Origin of the sequence: Allobaculum sp. Allo2 (assembly GCF_022701175.1) — a bacterium.
GTDB classification, from domain to species: domain Bacteria; phylum Bacillota_I; class Bacilli_A; order Erysipelotrichales; family Erysipelotrichaceae; genus Allobaculum; species Allobaculum fili.
On the sequence record NZ_CP078088.1, the window covers coordinates 1,484,965 to 1,502,712 of the forward strand.

The window sequence follows — 17,748 nt, forward strand, 5'->3', positions numbered from 1 at the left end:
AGTATCGTGCACCGATGAAGTCCCATCTGATCAACTACACCGGCGATGAAGGCGTAGTCGTAGACAGCGGTTCTTCCCAGTGCAACGATGAAATGGAAGGTGACGGCTTAGGTACATTCGACGCTTCCCTCGATAAGGATGAGTCGACCTACTGGCATTCCAACTGGTCGACCGCAAGCGGCATGCCGCAGTACGTACTCTACGATCTGGGCAAGTCCTATGATCTGACGGACGTATCGTTCCTGCCGCGCGTAGGACGCTACAACGGCGACATGTTCGAAGTGGAACTCCTTGCTGGAAATGACAAAGACAACCTGACTTCGGTCGGTACCTGGACATTTGAACACGGTGCAAAACAGCTGACCGACCGCGGATGGAAGACAATGACCTTCTCGAGCATAAATGCACGCTATGTTGAAGTGAAAGTCCTCAAGTCCGGCGGTGACCAGCTCGATTCCTATGCATCCATGGCAGAAATCAACTTCTATGCAGCAGAAGCCTTCAAGGCGGACGATGTGGATACCACACAGCTGAAACTGGCTGTCGATACCGCTAAGGCTCTCAATGCCGAAGATTACGTCCAGAACGCAGCATGGACTGCACTGGAGGATGCCATTGCCGAGGCCGAAGAAATGATTGAAAGCCCGAGAAGCCAGGCTGTAGTCAACAGCATTGCTCTCAAGCTCAACCAGGCTCTGCTCAATGCCCGCATCAAACCAAGTGCAGAAAAACTTGCCTAACTGAACTAACCGGATTTCATCGAAGCGCTTCGAAAATCCAATTCAGGCTTTATAAATGGCGGCAGCCCCAGACGGGACTGCCGCTTTTTTGAATGGAACGACAAAGACCGTACATCCGGAATCAGGGAAACGGGAAAAGCCGGCTGCCCCACAGGGCTGGACATCGACATTGTCTCTGTATGTAATAAAATAAACATACACAGGCAAAAATCATGAAAGCTTTGTGCAAATCGCGATCAGCCTGACAGCTGCTTCTGTTCTTGGAGTTCTTACGATCGTTTCGAACGGACCCAACGAGAAAAATCAGAACGGTCGAACGATGCCCGAAGCTTACATGTGATATAAACTGCTCTGTCTGGATCGGTTTTATGCGGAAAGACTGGACTTAAAAGGATTCCTTGAATTCATTATCGTTCCGGATTTATGAAATACTTCGTCTTCCGATGCACAATGCAAGGGCAGAGCCGCTTTGGATAAGGAGAAAAGCTTAGTTATGAACGTTTCCATAAAATGGCTGGAAACCCCAAATGTGACCCAGGTCAACCGAAAACCGCCGCACGCTTCGCTCAAGCGTTCCATTCCTGAACATACGGCCATTCAGTCTTTAAACGGTGTCTGGAAAGGCGCCTACAGTGAAGAACAGGATGTTTCGCCCACGCTTTCGGAAAGTTTCGTTTTGAATTCGACGGATGTTTCGGATTTTGACGATGTCCTCGTGCCGGCCCATTTTCAGACGCAGGGCTATGGAAAAATCAGTACACCAATACTGCCTACCCATGGGATGGACAGGAAGAGGTACCGTATGGAAAAGTCTGGTCCCGCAATCCGCACATGCGCTATGTTCTGGACTTTGATCTGGATGAAACGCTGGCCAGAGAGCAGGTGGATCTCGTTTTTCATGGCGTGGAAAGCGCCTTTTACGTGTGGCTGAACGGGGAATTTGTCGGCTATTCGACGGATTCGTTTACACCGTCCGCTTTTGACGTTACCTCGCTTTTAAAGAGAAGGGGAACCGTCTGGCGGTTCTCGTCTTCCAGTTTTCGAGCGGATCGTGGCTGGAAGATCAGGACTTTTCCGCTTTGGAGGCATTTTCCGCAATGTAGAACTTCAGGGACATGGGTCGGCGTATGTGGAAGATCTTTCCGTACGCACCCGCATTTCCGATACCGACAGCACGGCCTCCATTCTTGTACAGATTGCGGATCACGACGCGCAAAGCTTCGCTCTGCGTCTTTTCGATCCCGCTGGATCGCTCATGTTTTCGCAGACCGTTGAATCGCGTTCCATTAAGCTGACGCTCGATGATTTCCATCCCTGGTCCGCAGAACGGCCGGATCTGTATACCCTTGAAATCGATGTACTCGATGCCGATGGTCAGATCGCCGAAACGATTCATCAGAACGTCGGCATCCGCTCCATCGAAATTAAGGACGGCATCATGCTTTTAAACGGAAAGCGTCTGATGCTTCATGGCGTAAACCGGCATGAGTTTTCCTATGGCAAAGGCCGCGTTCAGACTCCCGAAGAAATCGAAGCGGATCTGATTTTGATGAAGCAGAACAACATCAATGCCATCCGGACTTCGCACTATCCGAATCAGGACGCTCTGTACGATCTGGCGGATCAGTACGGTCTGTACGTGATGGATGAAGCCAATCTGGAAACGCACGGGACGTGGCAGGCTGGCTTTACGGAAGAGCCGACCAATCCGCTGCCCGGCGATTCGCCCGAATGGCGCAAGCCGGTTCTCGAACGCGCGCAGGCGATGTACGAGCGGGACAAAAACCATCCGTCCATCCTGATCTGGTCTTTAGGCAACGAAAGCTGGTACGGCGACAATCTGCTTGAAGAAGCCGCCTGGCTGCGTCTGGCCGATCCGGATCGTCCGGTTCATTATGAGAGCTGCTTCCGCAATGAGGATTACAGCGGTTGCACCGATATCATCAGCCGCATGTACGCGTCACCGGCAGAAATTGAATCGATCCTGCTTTCCAAGCCGGAGAAACCGGTCATTCTTTGCGAATACGTGCACGCGATGGGCAACTCTCTGGGCGGCATGTTCCGCTATGCCCAGCTCGAGACGTACCGCCAGTATCAGGGCGGTTTTATCTGGGACTTTGCCGATCAGGCTATGCCGACCGAAAAGAACGGGGTTTCGATGATTGGGTATGGCGGCGACTTTGGCGATTTTCCCAACAACGGCAGCTTCAGCGGCAACGGCATTTTGTTTGCGGACCATACCCCTTCTGCCAAAATGCAGGAAGTCAAAGCGCTGTACGCCCCGATTCGCATTGTTCCTAACGAAACCGGCGTCGATATTCTCAATAACAATCTCTTTGAAAACACAAACGGCTACCGCTTTATCGCGACCCAGAAAGTCCGCGATCAGATTGTCGGACAGACCGAATTTGAAGTCCGGATCGAACCGGGCCGACATCGCCATATCCCGCTGAACTGGGAACAGTATCAGGGAGAAAGCGTACTGACCGTTTCCGCCATTTTGAAGAACGATCAGCCCTGGGCCAAAGCCGGTCATGAAGTCTCGTTTGGACAGCACGTTCTGTCTGGACTCCGCCATTCCACGCTGCTTGGCAAAGGCATGAAGTTTGTGCAGGGCAAAGAATACTTCGGTGCGGAATTCGAAAACGTCCGCTTCCTGTTCAGCCAGAAGGGACTTGTATCCATGAAAAGCGGCGATCAGGAATGGCTGCAGGCCATGCCTCGACCCGTATTCGCTCACGCCTGGACCGATAATGACCGCGGCAGCGACTTCGATCAGGGATCGGCGATCTGGTACAGTGCATCGCTCTTTTCGAGAGCCATCAGCCGGGAAATCCAGATTGACGAAGAACTGGGCTATGCGCAGATCACGTATGAAATCGGCCTGCCGTATCCGCTCAACAATAACAAGTGCACCCTGACGTATCTGGTCAGCGCGCCAGGCATTCTTGGCGTGAAACTGGAAATGTCGCCAAGCCGCTATTTGCCGGATCTGCCGGTCTTTGGCATGGAATTCAAACTGCCGAAAGCTGCGGATCATTTCCAGTATTACGGCTACGGGTCGATGGAAAACTACTGTGACCGTTCGGTCGGTGCCCGTCTGGATGTTTTTGAAGATACGGCGTCCAACAACGTACAGCCCTATCTTCGTCCGCAGGAAACTGGAAACCGTACCGGCGTGCGGGATCTGACTCTGTTCGACCACGACGAAAAGATCCGCTTCAGCCGGATCGCACAGCCGCTGGAAGTTTCGGTATTGCCGTATTCGTTTGAACAGCTCGAAGAAGCCGATCACCAGGAAGAACTTGGATTCTCCACCGGTACGTATGTCCGGATTGCTTCCGAACATATGGGCGTGGGCGGCATCGATTCCTGGATGACGCCGACCGATCCGCGCGATCGCCTGAGCGCCTCGAAGTATCGTATGGTCAACTTCATGATTACGTTTGGCGACCTCCCGGATCGTCAAAGCGATCTTCAGAAAATCGAAGAAGAAACACCGAGTGCGTCTTCGGATTCGTCTGAAATCGAAGAAGAAGGAACACTGGACGATACGACGACGCCTGAAGAGCAGATCAGTACGCAGATCTTGAGCAAAGAAGAAGTGAAAGAAACCGATGAGACAAAGGTCGAAACGGCTGAGATGGATACAAGCAGTTCCAAAAGACGGAAACCGAATCCGTTCTGGTCGATCTGACTCTGGAAAAGACGAATGATGAAGATCAGCCCTCCCCGCTCGAAGCCGATCCGCAAGAGGAACTGACGTTTGACGTGCTGCAGATCGCCCAGAAAATCCTCGAAGAACCCAGCGAGGAACAGAATGCTGAAGAGACGGCAGCAACGCCTGCATCCAATCCGAACGAATCGAAAACGGACGAAGACACGTCCGCTCAATCGACAGAGAAAATGGATGCGAAAGAAGAGAAGTCCGACGAAGCTTCAGCAGATGAGACTTCTGGTAAAGTCGAGTCCGAAGAAGATGCGGTTCCTGCCGCAGCAGATGAGAAAGCCGATTCCGCAAAAGATGTCGATTCGGTGAAAGAGCCTTCCCAGCCGGAAACAAAAGCAGAAGAAGGACCGGTGAAACATGAGCCTTCGATTGCCAAGGAGAAGGCAAAGCGCCGTCGTCTGTTCAAGGCCCGCCGAAAGAAAAAGTAAGCCGGAGCCGATTAAAATCCTGCTTAGAAACAAGAATTAAGCGACGATTCAGCCCCAAATGAAGACAGCCGGTTTCCCTTGCGGGAAGCCGGCTGTCTTTGGCAGGAAATCATTATTTCGTATAGAAACGATACAAAATTTCTTCGTGGAACGGTTCATCCTTTTGAGGATGACATCGGGATGTTCCTGATTGTGAATGGAGTCGGGGAGCATCTGCGGTTCGACCGCTACGCCCCAGTGCTGGTTATAAGTTTTGCCGTCGCGGCCCGGGTGATTTTCCACGTAGTTGGCGGAGTAGACCTGAACGCCCGGCAGAGTCGTTTCGACTTCTACGGTTCGTCCGGATTTCGGATCGGTGAGGATCAGAGCCGGGGATCCGGTTTCGAGAACAAAATGGTGGTCGATGCCGTTGGCGTTTTTCACGTTCCAGTCGCTCTGATCAAAGCCCTGTTTCACGGGTGCAAAGTCGCGGAAATCGAGCGGTGTGCCTTCCACTTCCCGGAACTTGCCCATGCAAAGGCCATCCGGATCGACGAGACCATGACGAATGGCCGAAATTTTCATCAAATGATCGCCCGCATCTTCCTCCATGCCGTTGAGGTTGAAGTAGGTGTGCTGGGTGAGGTTGAGCAGCGTATCGGCATCGGACTTGGCATCGTAGGAAATACGCAGAGTATTGTCGACAAGTTCGAGCGTGCAGTGGAGCGTGAGCGTTCCGGGATAGCCTTCTTCGCCGTCTTTGGAAACGTAGGTGAAGATCAGCTTGTCGCCTTCGATTTTTGAATCGAAGTTTTTGTAGGAAAATCCTTCCAGACCGCCATGCAGGAGTTGGGACCGTTATTAACGGCAGCATGGTAGTGCTTGCCGTTGAGCGTGTATTCGCCGTTGGCCAGACGATTGCAGACACGGCCGACCAGCGCACCAAAATAGGTGCCGGATTTTGCCATATAGTCATCGATCGTTTCGTAACCCAGAATGACATTCGTCTTCTTCTGGTTTTCGTCTTTCATGTCGATCTCAATCAGCGTTACGCCATAGCTGGTAACGAGAACGCGCAGCTGATCGTTTTCCATTTCGTACAGACAGATTCCGTCCGGACGTTTTTCAAGCAGTTTAATCATGAGCATGCAGCTCCTTCCTTTTTCTATCCGTCTATCATTGTAGCCAGATCTGTTCAGGAAAAGTACAAAAGGTTGAAAAGGCTTTCGAAAAACGGGTTCGCAGTCAGACTGTCGCTGCCCGATCCGTCAGGCGACTGAGGCAAAGACAAGACAATCCCAGATGAATAAATATTGGAATGTGCCAGTACGACCAGACTCGGACGGGTCGGGGTACAGGGATGGAAAAGCGGCCGGTCTGTGAAATTGGACAGGCTGAAGTCAGTAATTATAATGGAAAGGAAATGGAGGAGTCCGTATGTTCATTCTTGCTCTGGACAGTCTGGAAGATCTGGAGACCATAATCGAAGCCAGACCCGATGCGATCGTTCTTGGCATAGAACCCTTTTGCGCCCGTACGCGAGCCGTAACGGATTGGAATCAGCTCCCCGCGCTGGTCAGGCGCATGCATGAAGCGGGAATTCAGGTGTATATCAACCTCTTAGCCATGATCGAGCAGCCCAGACTGCAAGCCTGCACAGAGGCGTTTGGACAGCTGGCGAAGATGGGTGTCGACGGCCTGTATGTCGCGGATGACGGCTGGCTGGAAATTGCGTACGCGTACAATCCAGAAACGCTTTCTCTTCTGATTGTTCAGCCGGAAACGCTGCTTTGCAGCGGGGAAGACGCCAGTTTCTTTGCCAGACAGGGAACACAAGCGCAGTCGCTTTCGCATGAACTAAGTGAAGCGGAACTGATTGCCTGCGTAAAAACGTGTCCAAGCTGCGAACTGCTTTGTGCCGGCCATTATTCCTGGATGGAAAGCCGAAGAGGACTGCTCTCCAATTATCTCCATCAGATCGAAAAGCCTGAAGACTTTCAGGAGGGCCGTCTGTATACCCTTCGGGAAATGAACCGTCACGGACGCATGCCGGTTTGGCAGGATCATCTGGGAACTCATGTTCTTTCCGATGAAGTGTTCCAGGCGGGCGAATATCTGCTTCCTTTGCGGGAAGCCGGACTGCAGCGCTATCGCATTGACTGTCTGCTCATGGGCAACACCTGGGGACTCGACATGCTTAAGGCGTATCGAACGCTGCTGACTGAAGGAACGGATGCTCTGAGTCCCAAGCAGAAAGAGGCGATTTCCAGTACGATTTGGAAAAGCTCGTCATTAATTCGAAAGGAGAAAAGCCATGGAACACGTTGAACTGCTTGCTCCGGCCGGCAATCTTTCGAAAGCAAAAACCGCAATCCTTTATGGAGCCAACGCGGTCTATATCGGCGGCCAGTCGTTTTCTCTGCGCTCCAGGGCTTCGAACTTTTCTCTGGACCAGATCGCCGAGCTCTGTACGTTTGCCCACGATCACCATTCGAAAGTGCATGTCACGGTCAATATCATTCCGCATCCGGACGATCTGCAGGGACTGGACGACTATTTGCGTGCGTTAAACGACGCGGGAATTGACGCGATCATCAGCGCTTCGCCTACGATCATTACGCACGCGCTCCACATGGACGGCCGCCAGTTTGAAGTGCACATTTCCACGCAGCGCTCCATTCTCAATTCGGCTGCCGTTCGCTTCTGGAAAAGACAGGGCGTTGAACGTGTTGTCTTAGGACGCGAAACGAATCTGGACAGTATCGAGGCGATTTGTGCGCAGGACATTATGCCGATTGAAGTTTTCATTCACGGCGGCATGTGCATTTCCTATTCCGGGCGCTGCGTGCTATCCAATCATATGACGGACCGCGATGCCAACCGCGGCGGCTGCGCGCAGAGCTGTCGGTGGAAATACGAACTCTTTGACGAACAGAATGAAAAAATCAGCCGCGACGAAACCCCGTATTCGATGTCGAGCCGGGATTTGCAGGCAGCAAAATATATTGAACGCCTGATTCATGCGGGCGTCGCTTCGCTCAAAATCGAAGGACGCATGAAGTCGGATTACTACCTAGCCGTGGTGGTCGGGGCGTATCGCCGCCTGATCGATGCCATCGAAAGCGGACAGACGATTACGCAGGAATTTTTAGCCGAGATTTCCGCGGAACTGGCCCGGGCGGAAAATCGTCCGGCGGGTCCAGGCTTTATAATGGACTGCCCGATCAGAACGTACAGCTGTATCGAAGACACGATGAATCGGTCACCCAGGAATACATTGGCTACGTTCTGGAAGAGCCAAGAGATGGCTGGATGAAAATTCAGGTCAAAAACCATTTCGAAGCCGGAACGCCGGTCGAACTGTTTGGACCGGGAATCGCTCCGTATCCGCAGACGATTGACGAAATCCAGACGCTCGACGGTCTGCCCAAGTCCGTATGTTCCCACCCGATGGAAATCGTACGAATTCGCTGGAATCAGCCCGCCAGACCGGGAAGCATGATTCGCAAGCAGCGCTTATCGATGCCGGACAAACCGGAAACGGAAGCCAAAGACGGCAGCTGCGCCAAGCCAAATCCCCTGCGGGGGTAATGTGCTCGATTCTTTTTATAATTTGATAAATCCTTTGTTCGTCTTTTCATAAAGGAAAAGATCAGGCCGCTTTCGGTTTTTGGCTCTTTCTCTTTTCTTTTTGAAGAGTCAGAGGCTAAGAAAGATTCGATTTTAAACCGGTTTATGAAAAATGCAGCCCGCACCCGCACAGGACGAGCAAATTTCGATAGACTGAACAGGCAGACGATTTCAGGATCGCATTAGAAGAAAGGAAAGTCTGCCTGAAAAGATCCTGAACAAATATGAAATTATCCAACAGCTATTTCTTTACTCTGCGTGAAAACGTGAAAGATGAAGATTCCGTATCGTCCAATCTTCTCGCCCGCGCAGGGATGATCAAGAAACTTTCCAATGGTATCTATATTATTCTGCCGATGGGAAAACGCGTTCTTGCCAAAATTGAAAATGTAGTCCGTGAAGAGATGGACAGCCATGGCGCGCAGGAACTGCTCATGCCGGCGCTGATCCCGGAGGACGTTTATGTTTCCAGCGGACGCCGCGAGGCATTTGGCGCGAACATGTTTGCCCTGAAAGACCGTTATGACAAAAATACGTGCTTGGTCCTACGCATGAAGAACTGTTTGCGATGTGCGCAGCGATGGACGGCAAGTCCTGGAAAGATTTCCCGTACAACCTGTACCAGATCCAGACCAAATACCGCGATGAAACCAGACCGCGCTACGGTCTGATCCGTGTGCGTGAGTTTATCATGAAGGACGCCTATTCGTTCGATAAGGATCTCGAAGGTCTGGACGTTTCTTATGCCAATATGTACGACGCCTACTGCAAAATTTTCGACCGTCTGGATCTGAACTACAAAATCGTTAAGGCCGATACCGGTCTGATGGGCGGTCTGCTTTCGGAAGAATATCAGGCGATTTCCAGCATCGGCGAAGATATTGTTGTCGGATGCGAAAGCTGCGATTTCTCCAGCAACGAAGAAATTACCGAAGTCATCGATACGATGGAAGACGATCCGGCTGAAGAGCTCGAAATGGAAAAGATCTATACCCCGAATGCGGGTACGATCGAAGAAGTCAGCACATTCCTGGGCAAGAGACCGGAAGACTTCATTAAAACGCTCATTTACAACGCAGACGGCAATCTGGTTGCTTTCGTTCTCCCGGGCGACCGCGAACTGAATGAGACCAAAGCCGGCAAGCTTCTTGGCGCGATCGAACTGAATCTGGCTACTCCGGAAGAAGTTAAGGCAGCTACCGGGGCACGCATCGGCTTTGCAGGTCCTGTCGGCCTGAACCTGCCGATTTACATGGATCGTCAGGTTGCCCATTACAAAAACTTCATCGTCGGCGCCAACGAAGACGACTACCACTTCAAAAACGTCAACCTTTCCCAGTTCACACCGACGGCGGTAGCGGATCTGACACAGGTTCGTGAAGGCGACCTCTGCCCGAAATGCGGTCATAAACTGACATTTGAGCACGGTATCGAAGTCGGCAACCTGTTCAAACTGGGTGAGAAGTATTCCAAGGCGATGGATCTGTACTATTCCGACCAGAACAACCAGCTCAGACCAGTATGGATGGGATCGTACGGTATCGGTCTGGAACGCTGCATGGCAGCGGTTGCGGATCAGCACAATGACGAATACGGCCTGATCTGGCCGGATGAACTTGCTCCGTTCCGGGTAGCGCTCGTTATCGTTTCCATGAAAGACGAAGAACAGAAAGCGCAGGCGCTCAAGCTCTACGACTATGCTCGTTCCAAAGGCTACGATGTTCTCCTCGATGACCGCAGTGAGCGTGCCGGCGTTAAGTTCAAGGATATGGAACTGATCGGCATTCCGCACCGTATCACGTTCGGTAAAGGCGTTAAGGACGGCAAAGCCGAATACGTCATCCGCAAAACCGGAGAAAAATCCGAAGTGGAACTCGATCAGCTCGAAGCGCTGCTCGATTCGATTTACGGTGCATAATTCAAATTCGCTCATCTGTAAGCGTCAAATAAAAGACGGGTATTTTCTCGACCGCCTCCTTGGGATAATTCCTTTATTCAAGGAGGCTTTTTCATGGAATCAATCATCCCTGCAATCGATCTCGGTATCGATTTCTCCAAAGTTAAAAACATCTATCTGGCTCAGATGCCTGCTGACCTTCGCAAAGGAATTGACGGTTACGTCTCCCTGGTTCAAGGACCTCTCGCTCTGGATCCGCTGGATGGATCCCTCTTTCTCTTCGTTAATCGACAGAAGAACAAGATCAAAGGTATCCTTCGTGACGGAAATGGATTCTGGCTTGTTTATAAGCGACTCTCCAGATCTTCCCTTCAGTGGCCTGTCAGCACTGACCAGTCCGACTTCATGCGAATTGACTGTTCGCAGCTGGCTTCTCTGCTTTCCGGTCTGTCGATTGTTCCCCAGCCGGCATTTCTGCCACGAACTTATAAGTATGTTTAAACCAATTTAAAAGGATGATTTTCTTGAAGGAATATCAAGATAAATCATCCCATTTACTTTATCTATCGCTCTAAATATGTTAAAATTAATACATGAATGTGCCGAACCCTTACCAGACAATCCGCAACGAGCTCCTCGAAGATCTTCATCATCAGATCAGCACCATGACGGAAGAAGAGAAAGACAAATTTATTGAGGATATGTACCTGGATCTCTATTTCGCTAAAGAAATCAATAAAGCCGTGAAAAGCGGCCGCTTTGGTCCTTCTACGGAAAAGATGGTTCCCTTGAAACTGGATTACTCTGAAAACGAGGACGGCGGCCCAGATATCAATATTCTGAATAAACAGCTGGCTCAGCTTGATCTGAAAGCCGATGTTTGTTTTAACCGGGCTGCGAAATATCAGGAAGAGGGAGACCGCTATCGTAAAGAAGCTGAAGATTTAAAGCTCAGTTCTGTTGAAGGAAGCAAGAAAAACCTTCCACCAAGTGCAGAAAGCAGGAAGCGGTCAAAGAAACCACTACCTTCAGTGTAGAAGGGGAAAAGCGCATTTGCCCAGTTTGCGGCTGTGAGATGAAAACTGTTGGAATGAAACGTCACTATAGGATTCATCGGATTCCCGCTCGCTATAGGCTGGAAGAAGTGCTGCGTGAGACAGTCGCGTGCCCAAACAAGTGTACGGATGAAAACGGGAAAGCCATCATCCGCACCGCCGAACCTGACGAGCCTGCACTGATCGACAAGAGTGTCGCAACTTCCTCTATGGTCGCGGGAATTGCCTACGATAAGTTCGTAATGGGAACCCCGGCCTATCGTCAGGAAAAGCACCTGAGTCTCACGGGACTGCCGATCAGCCGTCAGACCATGGGCAACATCCTGGAAAAAACTTACGATCTTTATCTGAAGCCCTCGTAAAACAAATGATTGAGGATCTCCCAAACTGTAACGTCGTCCATATGGATGAGACGGTTTTAAAGTGCACGGAGGTTAAAGATCGAAAACAGTCTTCTATGGTTGTCGCCGTCAGCGGAATCTATGAAGAGAACCAGATGGCTGTCTATAAGTTTTTCCCTTACAAGAAACAGGAGTTCGTAATCGCCCTCCTTGGCGGTTCTTTTCGTCATGCCCTTATGACAGACGGGCTTTATGCATATGCCAACTACTATGGCCCCTGCAGAAAGCTCAACTGTATGGCCCATGCGAGAAGAAAGATCTTCGAAGCCATCAAAGTCCGGTCAGACTTCGCGCAGTATCAGGCAGACGTCCTGAAGTGGGAAAAGACCACACTGGAGAACGACGAAGAGGCCGCAGAAGCGGCAGCCCAGCTGGACGAAACAGAGAGACCCGAACCAAGTCCGGGTCTCCAGATTCTGCTCACAGCCCTGTCTCTGTTCGGGAAGCTCTACCACATCGAATCCCACGTTGCTTCTTACTCGCACGAGGCGAGAACCGAAGTTCGGCAGGAACTTTCAAAGCCCTGCTTTGAAAGACTCACAAGAGTCATGATGGAGATTCAGAGTGGATTCGAGGAAAGAAGCACCGCCTACAGAGCAGCCAAGTACTTCATGGATCGAGCGAACTCGTTGGGAAGGTACCTGGAAGACGGTGATTATCCGATCGACAATAATGTGGCAGAAAGAGCCGTAAAGCCATTCGTGATCAATCGCAAAAACTTCCAGACTACGAAGAGTATCAAAGGTGCGGAAGTCGTCGCAGCGTTTATGACTTTGTTTCGATCGGCTGAAATGAACGACTTAAATCCAGAGCGCTACATGGAGTACGTTCTGGATGAACTCAAATGGTTCAAAGACGATGAAATCGCGGTAGATGTATTGAAGTCACTTCTGCCGTATTCAAAGGATTTACCTGAATATCTTCGAATTGGATACCGTGGACCGGATCCGAAGTATGAAGAAAACGATGAAGAATAAAAAATACGCCAAGCGGGATCTCGAAAGGGATCCCGTTTAGCGTATCTAATATTCAGTCTCGCGTATACCCGTCGATTGTTTGACACTTACGCTCATCTGGCCAAATCGGCCATTTTGAAAAAACAGTAAACCAAAAGCGGTTTTCGCTGAAGGCACAAGCCAGAGTATTGGATCTGGCCGGTGTTCTTGCGAAAACCGCTTTTTCATGGAATGTCGATGGATGAAAAGAAAAATCGAAGAAAGAGAACGGATCCTATTTTCGAAAGCCAAAAATCCGCGTCTGAACTTTACTTCATGGCTTTGAATGCCGCGCAGATCGTAGCCTGCCTGGCCGATTACGGACTTGATCTGATCCTCATCAAGAGGCTTTTCGGAAAGAATTTCAATGGTGCCTTTACGACGGGACGCGGTTACTTTCTTAACCGTAAAGTTTTTGCGAACGGTGTCAGCGAGATGGCTTTCACACATGCCGCACATCATTCCATCTACTTTGAGAACGGTCTGAATCATATTGGGGCCTCCTTTTTCAGATGAGATCTTTCTGGTAGGCAATGCGGGGCGTACCGTCATCGGTATAAATGATTCCGCATTTTGTAAAGCCGTTTTTTGAATCAGGTGCTGCATGGTGAGATTGTCCGCATGGGTATCGATACGTAAAGACGGATTGCGGCTTTCGCAAAATTCGATCAGCGTTTTAAAAACGCCTGGACGGGTTCCGGACGAAGCAATTTTATGAATGGCACTGTAGGGAAGATCGCTCAGCCAGCTTCCGTTTTCGATCACCGCATACGTGGGATCTGGTCCGGGAATCATGGAAAAGGCGCCGATGATTTCGCCGTCTTCTACAAGGACATAGGCGTTGTGATGTTCAATATCGGAAACGATGGAAGACTCTGAAGGCCGATTGTCTTTCCACTGGTTTGGATTGCCATTGGCTTTCATATAGGCGCGCGCATGGGCGTAAATGGCCTGGAGTGCTTCCAGATCGTCCAGTGTTGTATTTCGTACGATACGACTGGATGGATGGACAGGATTTGTTTGATCGGACATGGACAGGACTTCCTTTCTGTTTTTTCGTTTTTTGAGACGCTGTGCAGAATTGAGTTTTTCTGCAGAGCGGAATGGACTGGAAAAGCATGCGTTAAGACAGCGAAAAAGTGTAGCATTGCCCATGGATTTCTTACAAATCAAAGAAGCTTTGATAAGAAGACTGAGGCGATTTCAAAGAGATTTCGGCCTCTGAAACGGTTCCAAAACCAGAAAAATGAAGTACAGAAAAACGCTCCGGCCTTTGGATGAGCGGAGCGTTCGAATATCATATCTAGATTTTTGTGTGCGCAATGCACCAGAAAATTGAAATACCGTAAGGGATAGTTCGATCAGTCTGCCGGCTTCATCTGCATGGATCCGGAAGCCTTGTTGTCATCCTTCGGCTTTCTGGATGTCGAAGACTTCGCATTCGGATCGTTGACAACGGTAGAAGGCAGCTCGGAATCGGACGTGCCCATGCGTACGCTGTCAATATAGTCCTGTACGCTTTCTTCAATAATGCTGAAGTTCATGTTGCCTGCATTGAGAAGAGCCGTATGGAATTCCACCGGATCGTAGTCTTCGCCAAGAGATTCTTTGGCGATGTCGTTGAGTTCCAGCAGTTTCATGCAGTCAAAGTAGTAGGCGTAGAAGACGCCTGGATCGAGGCAGAGACGATCGTAAATGCTGTCGGTGCCTTCGCCCCAGTTTTTCGCGAACTCCTTACGGGAGATGTTTTCGTAATTGACCTGATAGTCCATGAGCAGAACGGTGTAGTTGGAGAAAAGCTCGGACAGCTCCCACACTTCCAGCTTATCTTCATCAATACCCGTCCAGGGCAGCGTCTGGAGCGCCGCATACGTGGCGTAGCCTTCCTGCGTACCCAGCGTGCCGAGAATGTACTCGAGCGGGTGTGCGGCATGTTCCTTTAAATACTGCGTCTGGTACATGTGACCCGGGATGCCCTCATGAGCAAAGGTGTCATACAGAGAAAGGCTTTGCGGATTTGAGCCGTAATCGCGCTCGTTGTAGCGGATTTCGTACGTGTCGGTGCTGTCGATTGGAGGGACAAGGAAATAGGCGAGAACGCTGTCCTGCGACTGTTCGGGCGCCAGCGGTTTTATCTCATAGTCCATTTCATCCACGAGAGGGAAGACAGCCGGATAGCGTTCGTTTAAGAACGGAATAATTTCCGAAATGGAACTGAACGTTGTTTCCGGCTCGCTCATCAGGAAGCTGCATCTTCCTTTTCATTAATAATGCGCGAGTATTCCGTCAGACAGTTCTGCACGGCTTCCGTAACCTGCTTGTTGATTTCGACGGGCGACATATCCATGCCCGTGTACATTTTCAGAATCTCTTCGTAGGCTTCCTTGCCGTTTGGAAGGGAAGCCATGCCAGAAAGCGGCTTATTCTTGTCCTTGAGTTCTTCCAGGCCTTTTTCATGGTTTCGTACGACGGGAAGAAAGACGTGTCCAGCGCTTTTTAATCCGGGTTTTCCACTCTTTCTTCTCGGCGTCGTTCAGATCGGTCAGTCCGTCAATTTCTTCTTCAAGCGATTCTGTAACTGGAGAATCGTCTTTGGTTTTCAGAACGTCGTCAATCGTCTTCATCGTGCTGTCGTATGAGATCGAAAACAGATCCTGCTCGGCCTGCTTGCGCGTATATTCGAGATTTTCCTCGACATAGCGCGGCATATCATTGATCAGTTTTTCCAGCGGTTCCAGATCGTCCTTTGTGTAGAGGAGTATTCGGAAAAAGCGTGACCATGCTCGAAGGCATTCCGTTGACCATGGACCAGGGCGTTCCAATATAATCGAATTTCTCATCGGAAGTCTTTTCGAACCGTTCGCATTCCCAAAGAAGCTGTTCGTACATCCAGCGGTTCTTTTGGAAAGCGCAGATGTATTCCACTTCTTGAGCTGATCGTATGTCTTATCGTTCAGCTCGATCCGTTTGGACTCCGGAAATGGAGAACCCAGCGTGATCGGGCATTTGGAAAGATCGATTCCATAGTTTTCCGGATGAAGGAAATACTGATGCACGCTCAGATAGCTTAATTCACAGTAATCGACCAGATAGTCGTCGAGAAACTGTGTAAATTCCGCGTCCGGTACGGCTTCCGTATTCTGACCCGGAGTCGGTCCATTCGTGGAAGGCCCGCAGGAGCAGGCGGCCAGCGAAAGGGCGAGAAACGAAATTAAGAAAACTTGTATCCATTTTTTCATATAAATCTCCTCAAACGGGAACACGCCCAGTCCGGTCGCAATTCCCATCAGTATTCCTATGATAGCGTATCCGTTCAAAGAATTGAGAACGGGGGCGGTTAAGTTTTTCCAAACTCAGACGGCTTGGATAAGGGAAAAATTCGGAATTCGCTGTGTCAAAATGCGCTTCTTTTCTACATACGGTAAAAATCTGGATTCGAATCCGGGAAGCATGCAAAAACCTGTCTGCTTCGCTGTTTGAAGACAGACAGGTTTTCGTAAGAGATTTTGAAAGACCAGAGAAAGGGGTTCTGGTATGGACAGTGGAATGCAATCGAGAAGAGAAAATTTTTCAGGAAAGCCGGATTTGTATGGATATAGATTTGTATGAATATATTTGTATGAATATAAGGAAACGCAGTCATCTCGAAAGGCAGCCGCCGCCGAGTGAGAGCGACAGGCAATGGTATGTATTGCTGAGCCGGGAAGAAAGGGCTTGCCCAAAGAGAAGCTTTCGTAACCGGGCGTCTTTCATTTTACGATGACGATTAGAACAGACGGGTGAGCAGGATGATGCCTTCGGCTGCAACCGCGATGATCAGAGCCAGGCGTCCAGCTTCTTTGACGGTCAGCGTATCGTTTTCGACTTTTTCGCAAAGATCTTCACAGAAGAGGAAAAAGCGATCTTTCAGTCGGGCAAAGAAAGTGCGTGTATAGGAATCCGTGTTGGTAACGGGTGTGGAAGCGGCAGATGTTGAATTGAAATGATTCATAACTATTCTCCTTTGATTGAATAAGAATCATCGCGAATGATTTTGACAAGGATATGATAACAGATATAATTCATGTGTGCAACATGGACGCACCAAAAATAAGAAAAACGCATCTCGTGCACATTCGCCTACTCAGAATGTGAATAGAAGGTGCATGCGCAGGGATTAGGCGGGAATGACGAGTCAGTCTTAATGCCTTTGTTCTGTCATAGGCTATACGATCAAAGAGGGAAGCGGACTTAATTAAAAAGCAAAAATGCATGGATTATTCTAAAAAAGTGGAACAATAACTCTTGACATACGTAAATAATTTGTTCATCCCTATCGTATTCGCATGGAAAATAAATGAAAAAGCATATCCCTGTACAATTTGCTGATCCCTGTGGTTTTCTATAGGGCAGTCTTTGAAAAGGCTTTCCTTTCGATGAAGCAGATCGCGCATGCACGAATGGTGCATGAAAGAAACACAAGTTCGTACTCGCATTGAAAGGACACCTGCACATTTTACGCATTTTTGGCGGAACGCTCTTTTCAGCCATAAAGACCGCTGAAACCGCTCGTAATACGGTGCTGAAGCGGATGCCGTATGCTTTATTCTCCGTAAAGGATCGAAAGAGAAGGAAAAGGAACAGGACGCCTGGACAAATCCGGCTTCAATTTTGTGCAAATCCAGTCTGGTGTGCAGGCGCAAAGCTGTAATTCAGTTATTAATGTTTTGTTTTTGTTTAGCCCGTACTGTTTTTGCCTACCATATGTAAACGCTTGTCCATGATCCATACATGATCCGTTTTACAGAAACAATGAATTAGGATATTATTTGGATATTGTTTTGACGCGCTAACTCAAACGGATTCCGATCTGCATTTTTGCACAGAGGATTTCGACAGTTTGAGAGCAGCGGT

13 protein-coding genes and 4 pseudogenes are annotated in these 17,748 nt (G+C 49.6%); 11 read left to right on the forward strand and 6 right to left on the reverse strand.

What is annotated here, in order from left to right; genetic code table 11:
* Positions 1-14 precede the first annotated feature (14 nt).
* From KWG61_RS08280 to KWG61_RS08295, 4 genes and pseudogenes are all read left to right on the forward strand, one after another.
* Positions 15-740 (forward strand): discoidin domain-containing protein, encoded by a 726-nt coding sequence (locus KWG61_RS08280; RefSeq protein WP_242743422.1) that lies wholly within the window; start codon positions 15-17, stop codon positions 738-740.
* 804 nt (positions 741-1,544) lie between these two features.
* Positions 1,545-1,682, forward strand: a pseudogene (locus tag KWG61_RS17360) (hypothetical protein); the annotation flags it as partial.
* 109 nt (positions 1,683-1,791) lie between these two features.
* Positions 1,792-4,437 (forward strand): glycoside hydrolase family 2 TIM barrel-domain containing protein, encoded by a 2,646-nt coding sequence (locus KWG61_RS08290; protein WP_242743424.1) that lies wholly within the window; start codon positions 1,792-1,794, stop codon positions 4,435-4,437.
* Between the two features lie 74 nt (positions 4,438-4,511).
* Positions 4,512-4,898: a hypothetical protein gene (locus tag KWG61_RS08295; RefSeq protein WP_242743425.1), complete on the forward strand. Its 387-nt coding sequence runs from the start codon at positions 4,512-4,514 to the stop codon at positions 4,896-4,898.
* A gap of 48 nt (positions 4,899-4,946) precedes the next feature.
* On the opposite strand, the pseudogene KWG61_RS08300 reads toward KWG61_RS08295, so the two are convergent.
* Positions 4,947-6,025: pseudogene (locus tag KWG61_RS08300) on the reverse strand (aldose epimerase family protein).
* Positions 6,026-6,314: 289 nt separating this feature from the next.
* On the opposite strand from KWG61_RS08300, the gene KWG61_RS08305 reads away from it, so the two are divergent.
* The 7 genes and pseudogenes from KWG61_RS08305 (at position 6,315) to KWG61_RS08335 (ending at position 12,837) form a co-directional block, all read left to right on the forward strand.
* Complete coding sequence (locus KWG61_RS08305) at positions 6,315-7,205, forward strand: U32 family peptidase (RefSeq protein ID WP_230266860.1); 891 nt, start codon at positions 6,315-6,317, stop codon at positions 7,203-7,205.
* The gene (locus KWG61_RS08310) at positions 7,192-8,193 is read left to right on the forward strand and encodes a peptidase U32 family protein (protein ID WP_242743426.1); all 1,002 of its coding nucleotides are present in this window, start codon (positions 7,192-7,194) and stop codon (positions 8,191-8,193) included. The genes KWG61_RS08305 and KWG61_RS08310 overlap by 14 nt, the downstream gene beginning before the upstream one ends.
* Positions 8,190-8,468, forward strand: a complete 279-nt coding sequence (locus tag KWG61_RS08315; protein ID WP_242743427.1) for a U32 family peptidase C-terminal domain-containing protein — start codon at positions 8,190-8,192, stop codon at positions 8,466-8,468. Before KWG61_RS08310 ends, KWG61_RS08315 begins: the two co-directional genes overlap by 4 nt.
* A 263-nt stretch (positions 8,469-8,731) precedes the next feature.
* Positions 8,732-10,425 (forward strand): annotated as a pseudogene (locus tag KWG61_RS08320) (proline--tRNA ligase).
* 93 nt (positions 10,426-10,518) lie between these two features.
* The gene (gene tnpB / locus KWG61_RS08325; protein WP_230268547.1) at positions 10,519-10,905 is read left to right on the forward strand and encodes an IS66 family insertion sequence element accessory protein TnpB; all 387 of its coding nucleotides are present in this window, start codon (positions 10,519-10,521) and stop codon (positions 10,903-10,905) included.
* 92 nt (positions 10,906-10,997) lie between these two features.
* On the forward strand, positions 10,998-11,441 hold the full coding sequence (locus KWG61_RS08330; protein WP_242743428.1) for a hypothetical protein: 444 nt from the start codon (positions 10,998-11,000) through the stop codon (positions 11,439-11,441).
* 260 nt (positions 11,442-11,701) lie between these two features.
* A pseudogene (locus KWG61_RS08335) lies at positions 11,702-12,837 on the forward strand (transposase).
* A 45-nt stretch (positions 12,838-12,882) separates the two neighbouring features.
* On the opposite strand, the gene KWG61_RS08340 reads toward KWG61_RS08335, so the two are convergent.
* From KWG61_RS08340 to KWG61_RS08360, 5 genes are all read right to left on the reverse strand, one after another.
* Positions 12,883-13,887 (reverse strand): heavy-metal-associated domain-containing protein, encoded by a 1,005-nt coding sequence (locus tag KWG61_RS08340; RefSeq protein ID WP_242743429.1) that lies wholly within the window; start codon positions 13,885-13,887, stop codon positions 12,883-12,885.
* A 329-nt stretch (positions 13,888-14,216) separates the two neighbouring features.
* On the reverse strand, positions 14,217-15,095 hold the full coding sequence (locus tag KWG61_RS08345; protein WP_242743430.1) for a DUF885 family protein: 879 nt from the start codon (positions 15,093-15,095) through the stop codon (positions 14,217-14,219).
* Complete coding sequence (locus tag KWG61_RS08350) at positions 15,095-15,262, reverse strand: hypothetical protein (protein WP_242743431.1); 168 nt, start codon at positions 15,260-15,262, stop codon at positions 15,095-15,097. Before KWG61_RS08350 ends, KWG61_RS08345 begins: the two co-directional genes overlap by 1 nt.
* A 46-nt stretch (positions 15,263-15,308) precedes the next feature.
* On the reverse strand, positions 15,309-16,142 hold the full coding sequence (locus KWG61_RS08355; RefSeq protein ID WP_242743432.1) for a hypothetical protein: 834 nt from the start codon (positions 16,140-16,142) through the stop codon (positions 15,309-15,311).
* 479 nt (positions 16,143-16,621) lie between these two features.
* Positions 16,622-16,846, reverse strand: coding sequence for a hypothetical protein (locus KWG61_RS08360; protein WP_230268057.1), 225 nt, complete (start codon positions 16,844-16,846; stop codon positions 16,622-16,624).
* Between the last annotated feature and the right edge of the window lie 902 nt (positions 16,847-17,748).